At 74.6% G+C, this 11,854-nt stretch carries 6 protein-coding genes; 5 read left to right on the top strand and 1 reads right to left on the bottom strand.

Features of this window, described 5'->3' with window-relative positions:
* The first annotated feature begins 60 nt into the window (after positions 1 to 60).
* Genes ACN260_RS24325 through ACN260_RS24305 form a run of 5 tightly spaced genes read left to right on the top strand, consistent with a single transcriptional unit; the run spans position 61 to position 9,467 of the window.
* Positions 61 to 1,833, top strand: a complete 1,773-nt coding sequence (locus ACN260_RS24325) for a carbamoyltransferase (protein WP_422753219.1) — start codon at positions 61 to 63, stop codon at positions 1,831 to 1,833.
* A complete protein-coding gene (locus tag ACN260_RS24320) occupies positions 1,830 to 5,237 on the top strand; it encodes an amino acid adenylation domain-containing protein (protein ID WP_422753218.1) in 3,408 nt (1,135 codons plus the stop codon). Before ACN260_RS24325 ends, ACN260_RS24320 begins: the two co-directional genes overlap by 4 nt.
* Positions 5,218 to 6,420, top strand: a complete 1,203-nt coding sequence (locus ACN260_RS24315) for a cytochrome P450 (RefSeq protein WP_422753217.1) — start codon at positions 5,218 to 5,220, stop codon at positions 6,418 to 6,420. The genes ACN260_RS24320 and ACN260_RS24315 overlap by 20 nt, the downstream gene beginning before the upstream one ends.
* Complete coding sequence (locus ACN260_RS24310; protein ID WP_422753216.1) at positions 6,421 to 7,728, top strand: MFS transporter; 1,308 nt, start codon at positions 6,421 to 6,423, stop codon at positions 7,726 to 7,728.
* A 44-nt stretch (positions 7,729 to 7,772) separates the two neighbouring features.
* The gene (locus ACN260_RS24305; RefSeq protein ID WP_422753215.1) at positions 7,773 to 9,467 is read left to right on the top strand and encodes a condensation domain-containing protein; all 1,695 of its coding nucleotides are present in this window, start codon (positions 7,773 to 7,775) and stop codon (positions 9,465 to 9,467) included.
* Positions 9,468 to 9,554: 87 nt separating this feature from the next.
* Here the strand turns inward: ACN260_RS24305 and ACN260_RS24300 are convergent, their stop codons facing one another.
* Positions 9,555 to 11,810 carry a DUF4153 domain-containing protein gene (locus ACN260_RS24300; RefSeq protein ID WP_422753214.1) on the bottom strand — a complete coding sequence of 752 codons (2,256 nt, stop codon included), beginning with the start codon at positions 11,808 to 11,810 and terminating at the stop codon, positions 9,555 to 9,557.
* Between the last annotated feature and the right edge of the window lie 44 nt (positions 11,811 to 11,854).

Below are 11,854 nucleotides of genomic sequence, written 5' to 3'. Positions count from 1 at the left end.
CCCACCGACCAGCGGCCGTCCGTCGGCCGACCCCACCCCTGCGAACGAAGGTTGACGACAATGCTGACGCTGGGATTCAGCGGCCTCGACCGCGGCACGGCGCTCAAGCGCGCGATACTCGGCGACGGGTGGCGGCGGGAACAACGGATCGTCCAGGGCCTGGACTCCGCGGCGGCGCTGGTCGACGAGACCGGGGTGATCGCCGCCGCCGCCCAGGAACGCTACGACGGTGACAAGGGCACCGGCCGCTTCCCCCGGGACGCGATCGACGCCTGCCTGCGGGCGGCCGGGGCGACGATGCGTGACGTCGCGGTCGTCGCGCACGGCTTCCGCTACGAACCGTCCCCGGTCTGGCAGCTCGACCACCTCTCCACCCGCTGGTACGAGGAGGTGTACGCGCAGCGCGTCCAGCGGGAGGTCTTCGCCGCCAACTACCCGCCGGCCGTCGCCGAACCCCGGTTCGTGCACGTCGGGCACCACGTCGCCCACGCCGCCAGCAGCTACTACCTCAGCGGGTTCGACGAGGCGCTGGTGGTGGTGGCCGACGGCATGGGCGAGCAGGAGTCGCTGACGGTGTTCGCGGGGCGGGGCGCGGTGCTCGACCCGCTCGGCAGCTATCCGATCATGAGTTCGCTGGGCATCCTCTACAGCGTCTTCACCCACTATCTCGGCTTCCAACCCGGGATGGACGAGTACAAGGTGATGGGCCTGGCCCCGTACGGCGACCGGCAGCGCTACCGGGCCACCCTCGACGAGTTCGTCCGGCTCGACCCCGACGGCGGGTACGCCGTACCGCTGCTGTCGGCCAACAAGTCCCCGCTGGAACGCGAGACGCACCAGGGGGTGCTGCGCCGGCTGGAGGAGAAGCTCGGCCCGGCCCGCGAGCCCGACACGGAGCTGGGGCAGCACCACATGGACGTGGCCGCCGCCCTGCAGGACGCGCTGGAACGCACCCTGCTGCACGTGCTGACCGAGTACCGCCGCCGCACCGGGCTGCGTCGGCTCTGCCTGGCCGGCGGGGTCGCGCTGAACTGCTCGGCGAACGGGGTGATCCTGCGCAGCGGCCTCTTCGACGAGGTGTTCGTCCAGCCGGCCTCCGGGGACGACGGCACCGCGCTCGGGGCGGCCCTGGCCGCGCTGCGCGAGGCGCGGCCGGCGACGCCGACCGGGATGCGGATGCCGTACTGGGGGGACGGGTGCAGCGCCGAGGACGTCGCGGCGGCGCTGCGGGACCTCGGTCCGGGCTTCGAGATCCGCCGGTACGCCGAGGCGGACCTGGTCCGCGAGACCGTCGCGTTGATCGAGGGCGGGGCCACCGTGGCGGTGTGCCAGGGCCGGATGGAGTTCGGCCCGCGTGCCCTGGGCAACCGCAGCATCCTCGCCGACCCGCGCTCGCCCACCATGCGCGAACACCTCAACACGGTGGTCAAGCAGCGTGAGGAGTTCCGCCCGTTCGCCCCGGCGGTGCCGGTGGAGGACGCCGCCCGCTACTTCGACATCCCGCCGGGCACGGAGGCGGCGTTCCGGCACATGCTGATGGTCACCGGTGTCCGGGCGCCCTACCGGGACCGGTTGCCCGCCGTCACGCACGTCGACGGGTCGGCCCGGGTGCAGGTGGTGCACCGCGAGGACGCGCCGCTGTTCTGGGGGCTGCTGCGCGAGATGGGCCGGCGGACCGGGCTGCCGGTGCTGGTCAACACGTCGTTCAACCTGCGGGGTCAGCCCATCGTCCGGACCCCGGCCGAGGCGGTCGCCACCTTCGCCCGGTCCACCCTGGACGCCCTCGTTCTCGACGGCCACCTGGTCCGCCGCACCGCCGGGGGGCCCGCGTGAGCGTCGACCACGAGCCGGCGGCGGTCGACACCCCGCCGTACGAGGAGATCGTCCGGGCGGCCTTCGGTCAGGTGCTCCGCCGGGCGGAGATCGCCCCGGACGCCGACTTCTTCGACCTCGGCGGGCAGTCCCTACAGGCCGTGGAGGTGGCGCTCGAACTGCGTCGGCGGATCGGCGTACCGGTCGAGATGGACCTGCTGTTCCGCTACCGACGGCCGGTCGACCTGGTGGCGCACCTGGCCCGGCTCGCGCCGCCGGCCCGCCGGGTGCCGATCTCGCCGACCGAGGAGCGGCTGCTGTTCCTGGACCGGCTGCACCCGGACTCGCCGCTGTACTGCGTCCCGGTGCGCTACGAGTTCGCCGGTGCGGTCGACGCCGAGGCGCTGCGGGCCGCGCTCCAGGAACTGGTGGACCGGCACGAGGCGTTGCGGACCTGTTTCCCGGCGGACGGGCGGAAGCTGGTCCGGACGGCGGCCACGCTGCCGTGGACGGCCGTCGACCTGTCCGGGGAGGAGCCGGCACGGGCCGCCGTCGAGTCCCGGCGGCACCTCGACGCGGAGGCCCGCCGCCCGGTCCCCACCGACGTGCCGCCGCTGGCCCGCGCCTGCCTGGTCACCGAGCCCGGCGACCGTACGGTGCTGCTGCTCACCCTGCACCACCTGATCGCCGACCAGCACTCGCTGGACCTGCTCGACAGCCAGCTCCAGCAGGCGTACGGCGCCCGGGTCGGCCTCGCCGGGGAGCTGCCACCGGTGCGCCGCCGGGGCCTGGCCAACCGACCCGACGCGGCGGAGTCACTGGCCCACTGGCGGGACCAGCTCGCCGGCCTGGGCGGTCGGCTGGCGCTGCCGACCGACCGGCCCCGACCCGGGGTGGTGGGCCCGGCGGGTGTGGTGGTGACCGCGCCGCTCGACCCGGCGCTCGTCACCCGGCTGACCGACCTGGCGCGGGACTGCGCGGCGTCGGAGTTCATGGTGCTGCTCGCCGCCTACACGGCCTTCCTCAGCCGGGCCGCCGCACCCGAGGGCACGACCCACGCGTCCGACGTGGTGGTCGGCGCACCCTTCGGCGGGCGGACGGTGGACGACGAGGACACCGTCGGCATGTTCGTCAACGTCCTGCCGGTCCGGGTCCGGATCGACGCCGACACCACCTTCCGGGACCTCGTCGGCCAGGTCCGTGGACGGGTCACTGCGGCGCTCGCGTACCAGTGGACGCCGTTGCAGGAGTTGGTGGCGGAGCTGACCGACGCCGCCGGGCCGGACGGGAACCCGCTGACCCAGATCGGCATCTCGCACGTCGACGACCGCGACTGGCGCTGGGCGCCGGCCGGCGCACCGGCCGTGCGGGAGGTGCTGTCCACCGGCACCGCCAAGTTCGAGCTGCTGTGGACCGTCACCACCGGGACGACGTCGGCGACGTCCGCCCTGGAGGTCGCCGCCGACCTGTTCACCCCGGACCGGGCCCGGGAACTGCACGCCACCCTGCTGGCCGACCTCGCCCGGCTCAGCGCCGCCCCGGACACCCCGGTGGCGTCGGGACCGTCGGCGGCCGTCGCCCACGGGTACGTCCGTCAGCCCGCCGAGCGGCCGGTGCACGAGGTGGTGGCGCTGCGGGCGCGGGCCCACCCGGAGGCGGTCGCGGTCCGGCACGGCGACCGGGAGCTCAGCTACGGCGCGCTGGACACCGCCGCCGCCGGCCTCGCGGGGCGGCTCGTCGCGGCGGGCGTACGACCGGGGGACCGGGTGGCGGTCGCCGCCGCTCGGGGCGCGGACGCGGTGACCGCGTTCCTGGCCGTGCTGCGCGCCGGGGCGGCGTACGTGCCCGTCGACGTGGCCCAGCCGCCGACCCGCAGCCGGGCGATCGGGCGGGACAGCGGGGTACGGCTGGCGCTGTGCGAGCGGGGCCGCGAGGACCACGTGCCGCCCGGGGTGCCGACGATCGAGCTGCCCGGGACTCCCGGGACGCCGACAGCCGGGGCCGTGGTCGGGTCGTCGCACGTCCCGGTGACGGTCCGGCACCCGGCGTACGTCATGTACACCTCCGGGTCCACCGGTACGCCGAAGGGGGTGGTGGTTCCGCACGAGGCGATCCTGCGGCTGGTGCCGCACTCCAACTTCCTGCGGCTGGGGCCGGACGACGTCGTCGCTCACCTGTCGAACACCGCCTTCGACGCGGCCACCCTGGAGATCTGGGGCGCGCTGTGCGCGGGCGCGACGCTGGTGGTGGTGCCCCGCGAGGTCACCCTGTCGCCGTACCGGCTGGGGCGGTTCCTCGCCGGGACCGGGGTGAGCGTCATGTTCACCACGAACGCCCTGCTCAACGCGATCGTCACGCACGTGCCCGACGCCTTCGCCCGGCTGCGGGTGCTGCTGATCGGCGGCGACCAGTACGCGCTGGCGCAGATCCGCCGGATGCTGGCCGCCGGTGCGCCGGAGCATCTGGTCAACGCGTACGGGCCGACGGAGAACACCACCTTCTCCGCCGCGCACGAGGTCGTCCCCGCCGACCTGGACGGGGGCGTCATCCCGATCGGCGGCCCGATCGACGGCGGCTACCTGCGGGTGCTCGACGACCGGCTGACCCCGGTCACCCCCGGCGGCACCGGTGAGCTGTACGTCGGCGGGCAGGGGCTGGCAGACGGCTACGTGGGCGATCCGGGGCGTACCTGCGCGGCGTTCGTCGCGGACCCGTTCGCCGACACGCCCGGCCAGCGGCTCTACCGCACCGGCGACCTGGTGCGGCTGCGGCCCGACGGGGACGTGGTGTTCCTGGGCCGCCGCGACGACCAGGTCAAGATCAGTGGGTTTCGGGTGGAGCTGGGCGAGGTGGAACGGGTGCTCGGCGACTGCCCGCAGGTGGGTGACCACGCGGTGGTGGCGGTCACCGACGCGGAACCGGTGGAACTCGTCGCCGTGTCGACGGGCCCGGCCGAGCCGTCCGAGGTGCGGGAGTACCTGCGGGCCAACCTGCCCCCCTACATGGTGCCGGCGCGGTGCCACCGGCTGCCCGCCCTGCCGGTGACTCCCAACGGCAAGGTGGACCGGGCGGCGCTGCTGGCGGCGCTCGGCCGCGACCCGGACCCGGAACCGCCCGTCCCCGCCGACCCGCCCGTCCCCGACGCCGCCTCCCCGCCGGGGGACCCGGTCGCCGCCGGGCTCGCCGACATCTGGCGGGACCTGCTGGGGGTGACGGAATTCGGCGCGGACAGCCAGTTCTTCGCGCTCGGCGGCACCTCGATCAAAGCCCTGCACCTGGTCGGCGCGGTGCACCGGCGGTTCGGTGTCGACCTGCGGATCGTCACCGTGTTCCGCCGGCCGTCCTTCGCCGACCTGGCCCGGGAGATCGCCGACCTGGTGCGGACCGAGCAGAGGGGGAACGGCGATGGACCTGGGCGACCCTGACCTGTACCTCGACCCCGGCCGCTTCGCCAGGTGGCGTCGGTACGCCGCCGACGACGCCGTGCTGTGGAGCGACGCCGGCACCTCACCGGGCGGCTTCTGGTCGGTCTTCTCGCTCGCCGGGTGCCGCGCGGTGCTGGCGCCGAAGGCCGCGTTCACCTCCGAGTACGGCATGATGATCGGCTTCGACCGTGACCACCCCGACAAGGCGGGCGGCGGGATGCTGGTGGTCGCCGACGGCCCCCGGCACACCCGGCTGCGCAGCGTCATCATGCCGTTCCTGTCCAGGGCGATGGCCGAGTCGCTGGAGGACGTCGTCCGGCAGGAGGTCCGCCAGCTCGTCGCGGACGCCGTGTCGGCGGGCGGCCTCGACGTCGCCGCCTCCCTCGGGCCGGTGATCCCGGCGAGTGTCGTCTGCCGCCTGCTCGGCGTGCCGGCGACCGACCGGGACATGCTGATCGAGCTGACCAGCCACGCCTTCGGCGGCGCGGACAGTTCCTTCGACCGGATGCCGCCGGACGCGGCGCACTCGGAGATGATCCTCTACCTCGCCGACCTGGTGGCCGAGCGGCGGCACAGCCCGGGTGACGACCTGATCAGCGCGCTGGCCGGTGACCCCCGGTTCGACCTGCGTGAGGTCCTGCTCAACTGCGACAACGTCCTGGTCGGCGGCAACGAGACGACCCGGCACGCGATCGCCGGCTGCTTCCACGCGCTGGCCACCGCCGCGGGCACCCTGGACCGGCTGCGCAGCGACCCGGACCTCGTCGGGCCGCTCGTCGAGGAGGTCATCAGGTGGACCTCACCCGCGATGCACGTGCTGCGGGTCGCCACCGAGGACGTCGAGCTGCCCGGTCAGCGGGTGGCCAGCGGCGAGGCGGTGGTGGCCTGGCTGCCGGCGGCCAACCGCGACCCCCGGCACTTCGCGGCGGCCGACGAGTTCCGTCCCGGCCGCCCGGCCAACCACCTGGGGTTCGGCTACGGCCCGCACCACTGCCTGGGGGCCGCGCTGGCCCGGCTGGAACTGCGGGCGCTGCTGCTCGCGCTGGCCGAGTTCGTCGACTCGGTGTCCGTGGTCGGCGAGCCGGTGCCGCTGCGCTCCAACCTGGTCCACGGCTACCGCCACCTGCAGGTACGGCTGGAACCCGTGGGCCGTGCCACCAACCACCGAGAGGCGCTGAGTTGAGTGACCGCGTTCAGGGACGCCCGGTTCCGTCGGCTGTACGTCGGCGACGCCCTGTCGGGCTTCGGGGACACCGCGCTGCTGCTGGCCCTCGGCATCTGGGTCAAGGACCTCACCGGAAGCAACTCGGCCGCCGGTGCCGTGTTCCTGGCGATGGGCCTGCCGGTGCTGTTCGCCCCGCTGGCCGGACGGCAGATCGACCGGGTACGCCGCAAGCCGCTGCTGATGGCGACCAACGCGATCGCCGGACTGGCGGTGCTGGCGCTGCTGCTGGTACGCACCGCCGACCACACCTGGATCATCTACGGCGTCGCCATCGTGCACGGCTGTGTCGCCACGGTACTCATGGCGGGGCGCAACGCCCTGCTCAAGGACCTGCTGCCCGACAGTGACCTCGGCTCCGCCAACGCGGCGTTCGGCACCCTGTTCGGGTTCACCCGGATTCTCGCGCCGCTCGTCGGTTCCGGCATCTACGCCGCGTTCGGCGGTCACCTGCTGGCGCTGATCGACGCGTTGACCTTCCTCGCCGCCATCATCGCGCTGGCCACGGTGCGGGTCGTCGAGTCGCCACCGGAACGCAGCGGGGAACGGTTCGGCACCGAGCTGCTCGCCGGTCTGCGTCACATCCGGTCGGTTCCGCTGCTGTCCCAGGTCACCGTCGTCAGCGCCGTCGCGTTCGGGGCGGTGGGCTTCCTGGAACCCATCATCTTCGTGGTGGTCGAGGACGGGTTGCACCGGCCGGCGGCGTTCTTCGGGGTGATCGTCAGTGTCCAGGGGATCGGTTCCATCGTCGCCGGCTTCACCGGCGCGTGGCTGCTGCGCCGCGTCGGCGAGGCGAGGGCCATCGGCGGCGCCCTGATCGGCCTCGGGGTGGGCTGCGCCGCCCTGGCCGTCGGCGCGACAGCGGTGGTGCTGGGCGGGGCGGTGGGCATCGGGCTCGCGGTCACCTGGTTCTCGATCGGCTGGAACACCCTGTTGCAGCGGCACACCCCGTCGCGGCTGCTGGGGCGGGCCTTCACCACGGCGGGGATGCTGGTGACGATCCCGCAGACGGCGGCCATCGGGGTCGCCGCCGCCCTCATCGTCGTCGTCGACCACCGGCTCCTGCTCGCCGTCCTGTCGCTGGTGATCCTGCTGGCCGGCCTGCGTCTGCTGACCCACCCGAAGCCGGCCCCGGAACCCGTTGCCACCGACGCCGACCCGGAACCCGACCGGGACCCGGCAGCCGACCGGGACCCGGCACCGGCCGGCGGACCGGCAGCCGACCGGGACGCGGTGCCCGGCGGCGTGGTGCCCGGTCGCCGGGAGTGACCGTCCGTGTCCGCCCGACCCGTCCCGACCCCGGGGGTAGCCAGATGACCACAGCCGAGACGTCGACCGCCGTACGGACGGTGCGGGTGCCCTTCGCCGGGCTCCGCTCGGGCCGGTGGCCGATGCCCCACGGTCAGAGCAACGTCTTCGACTGGTTGCCGTACGAGGGCAGCGGCGCGGTGTTCGTCGGGTACGCGGACCTGCCCGCCGGGCGTACCGTCGACGACGTCCGCGCGGCGGTCGGCGTGCTGGTCTCCCGCCACGAGGGACTGCGCACGGTGTACGAGGTGGGCCCGGGCGTGGAACGGGCCCAGGTGGTGACCCGCGACGGCCACGTCGACCTGCTGCTGCTCGAACTCGGCCCGGGGGCGTACGACCGGACCTGGATCAGTGATCCGCCCCGCCCGTTCGACCACGGTGCCGAGTTCCCCGTCCGGATGGCGGTGACCACGGACGCCGGGGTGCCCGTCCGGGCCGTCTTCGAGTTCTCCCACGCCGTCGCGGACCTGGTGGCCGCGAACCTCGTGCTTGACGAACTCGTCGGGCTCGTCGCGTCCCCCGCCGACCGCACGGTGGGACCCCCGGTCTGGCAGCCCGCCGACCAGGCCGAGTACGAGCGGACCCCGCAGGCGCGGCGTCGGATGGCGCGGACCCTCGCCTACTGGCGGCAGCAACTGCACACCATCCCGCCCTGCCTGCTCTCGGTACCGGCCCGTCGGGAGGGGCCGGCGGAGTTCCGGCTCGCGACCCTGCGCTCCGGGCCGGTCGCCGAGGCGATCGACGCGGTCGCCAGGCGGACCAGGGTCACCCCGGCCAGCGTTCTCGTCACCACCACGGCGACCCTGCTGTCCTGGTGGACGGGCACCGAACTGGCCGCGCTGGAGGCCCTCTACAGCAACCGCGCGCTGCCCCGGATGCAGAACTTCGTCGGCAGCATCGCGCAGAGTGCGCTGGTCCCGTTCAGCCCCGCCCCGTCGTTCCACGAGACCCTGCGCCGGACCCACCTGGCGATCTTCAACGCCTACCAGTACGCCTACTTCGACGCGACCGCCGTGGAGGAGTCGGTCCAGTCGATCGGCTCCCAGCGGGGCTGCCAGCGGCACCGGGACCTGGTGATCAACGACATGAGCAGCACCCGGGGTGGCGTCTTCGACGGGCGGGCGGGGGTGCCGGTGCACGGGACCGAGGTGGAGAGCGGCCTGGACGCCACCACCACCGACCCCGTCCGGCTCACCATCCTGCACACCCGGCCCACCGTCGTGGTCGGTCTCACCCACGACGTGCGGCACGTGACCACCGACGAGGCGGCGGCCCTGCTGTGGTCGATGGAACGCATCCTGCTGACCGCCGCCGACCGGGACGTCGACCTCGCCCGGCTGGGCGATCTCGTCGACCTCGACCCGGTGGTACGCGGCCCGGAGTGGGTGGAGATCGACGCCGCCTGGATCGACGTCACCGCCAGCGAACAGGTGCTCCGGGCCGCGGCCGGCGACCCGACCGCCCGGATCATCCTGCGTGGCGGGCCCGGCGGCACCCGGTCGCTCGTCGGCTACGCCGCCCCGGCGGACCCGCGTGTCGGCCCCCGGGAACTGCACGCGGCGGTGATGGCCACGCTCGGCGGCCGGCACGGCGCGATGGCCCCCGAGTCGTACGTCCTGTGTGCCCGTCCGCCGCACCCGCCCCGGGACGAGGCCGGGTGGCGGGCCCAGCCGATCCGCGCGGCGGGCACCGGCCGCTGACCGTACCGCCGCGTCGTCACCGCGACGGGGTCCGCCGCCCGCGTTACCCGGCCCGGTCGGACGAGCGGGCCGGGCGACGCGGGCAGGTCAGCGCGGGGTGCGCCGGGTCTTCGGCAGATCGAACTGGTCGGCGGCCTTGCAGTCCTTCTGCCCGCCGACCGCGCGCGGGCCCAGCCGCTCCAACTCCGCGCGGGCCCGGCTGCGGCCCAGGTTCCAGGCGTACCACGGGTCGGGTTCGGCGAGGTCGTCGTCGATCCAGCTCAGCGTGCAGCGGCGGATCCGGTCCGGCAGGGTGGCCAGGGCGGGGGTGGCGTCGGCGGAGAGCGCCCGCAGGTACCAGGCGTCGATCTTGCCGGACTGCTCGTACCGGGCGATGTTGCGGCGGGCCGCGTAGTCCTCCGGGTTGAGCACGGCCAGGCTGAGCAGCATCACCACGGCCAGCCCGACGGTGACGCCGGGAATCCAGCGACCCCGCCACCGCACGCCCGCCGCCAGGACCATCAGGAAGACCGCGCCGAGCAGCAGCTCGAACGCCATCACGAAGATCCGTTCCCCGGTGAAGCTGTAGACCTTCTGGTAGGTGTACATCCGGGACAGTGCCGACACGACGATCACCACGCTGAGCGCGCTGAGCAGCCCGAGCAGGACCCGCAGCAGCACCCGTTCGGCCCGGCTCTCCCGTCGCGCCCAGCGGGTGACCCCGCCCAGTACGGCCACGGTCAGCAGGGTCACCACGGTGAGCTGCCAGAACCCGCTGCGCGCGTACTCGGCGTAGCTCAGGCCGGCGGTACGCAGGACGTGCCGCTGACCGCCGAAGAGCACGGTGAACTGCACCGCGACGAAACCGACGAACAGCAGCGTCAGGGCGGCGATGGCCGGGGCCCACTCCAGGATGCCCAGCCGCTGCCGGCCCTCCCGGTCGACGGTCGACAGGTCCGGCGGCGCGGCCAGGGTGTACGTGGCGGCGACCGCGATCGACCCACCGACGGCGGCCAGGAAGAGCCAGCGGACCACGCTGTCGATGTTGACCTCGGGCACCACCGCGCCGAGCACCTGGTCGAAAGCGGCGTCGGCGGAGGACAGCAGCAGCCCGAAGACGAGCAGCACCACGGCGGTGGCGACCACCGAGCCGACGACCCGGGGCACCAACCGGCCGCCCCCGGTGGCGGTCACGTGCCGCCGTACCCAGGGCAGCCCGCGCAGCGCCGCGAACGGGGCCGCGACCAGGCTGAACAGGATGGACCGGACCTGTCTGCCGCCCACGATCGCCAGGGTCGCGCAGCCCAGCGCCCCGAGGACGCAGAAGGTCACCAGCCACCAGGCGTTACGGAACGCCAGTACGGCCAGCAGTGCCAGCGCGGCCGCCGCCCAGCCGCCCCGGATCAGCCTGTCGGTGCGGGTCAGCGTGTCGGCGTTGCGCCGGACGGCGGCGACCACCCCGACGGTGAGGACCAACCAGCCGAGGAACCAGCCGATCCCGGTGCGGCTGAGCGGGACGAAGAACGCCGCGCCCACCGCCCCGGCCAGCACCGCCGCCGGCACCGCCCAGCCGGTGGCCGGTCCGGGACCGGGCCACCGGGTGCTCAGGAACGACGGCGGGGGCGGGACCGGAGTCCAGGCCCCGGGTGCCCCGCCCCACTGCACCGGTCGCTCGTCGGTACCGAACCCGCCGGGCCCCGGCCGGCCGGGGGCGGGCACGCCGGCCCCGGGTGGAGGTTGCCGGCCGGGGGGTACGGGCCGACCCGGGCCGGGCGTCGCCGGGGCGGTGACCGGGACGGGGGCGGGTCGGTCGGCCGGGGTCGGGGCGTCGTCCGCCGAGCCCGCCGCGGTGCGCGGTGCCGGCACGCTCACCGACCGGCCGGACCCGTCGGCTGCCACCGCGTCGACGGCCGCCTGGCCGGTCGGCGCTACCTCGGCCGCCGTCGGACCGGGCGTTGCCGGGCCGGTCGGTGCCACCTCGGCCGCCGTCGGACCGGGCGTTGCCTGGCCGGTCGGTGCCACCTCGGCCGCCGTCGGACCGGGCGTTGCCTGGCCGGTCGTCGTCGGGGTGGCCTTCGTCGAGCCGGGTTTGGTGTCGCCGGCCGGGAGGGGCGCTGCGACCGGTCCGGCGGTGCCGGGCGGGGTGTCGGTGGTCGCCGGCACCAGGGGCAGGAAGATCGCGTACCCGAGGGTGCCGTCCGGGACCTGGACCTGAATGGCCCAGCCGGGCTCACCCGCCCGCCCGGGCCACCTGATCGCCGGCGGCATCCCGTCCTGGGCGGACATGGTCAACAGGTACGGCATCCCGGCGGCGGGCGGCGGGCCGCCCCCGGGGGAGTCTGACGTCGGTTCCGGCTCGGACACGTACGCTCCTTGATGCGGGAAGTGCGGTCACTGTAGAGGCAACC

The sequence above is a fragment of the Micromonospora sp. WMMD708 genome (genome assembly GCF_049315245.1).
GTDB classification, from domain to species: Bacteria; Actinomycetota; Actinomycetes; order Mycobacteriales; family Micromonosporaceae; genus Micromonospora; species Micromonospora wenchangensis.
The sequence above is the reverse complement of the archived record's forward strand: the minus strand, read 5'-3'. Positions and strand labels throughout refer to the sequence as shown.

What these genes read in the sequence shown, in the direction of transcription:
- ACN260_RS24325 (WP_422753219.1), top strand. Translation starts at nt 61, where the DNA reads ATGCTGACGCTGGGATTCAGCGGCCTCGACCGCGGCACGGCGCTCAAG.
- ACN260_RS24315 (WP_422753217.1), top strand. Translation starts at nt 5,218, where the DNA reads ATGGACCTGGGCGACCCTGACCTGTACCTCGACCCCGGCCGCTTCGCC.
- ACN260_RS24305 (WP_422753215.1), top strand. Translation starts at nt 7,773, where the DNA reads ATGACCACAGCCGAGACGTCGACCGCCGTACGGACGGTGCGGGTGCCC.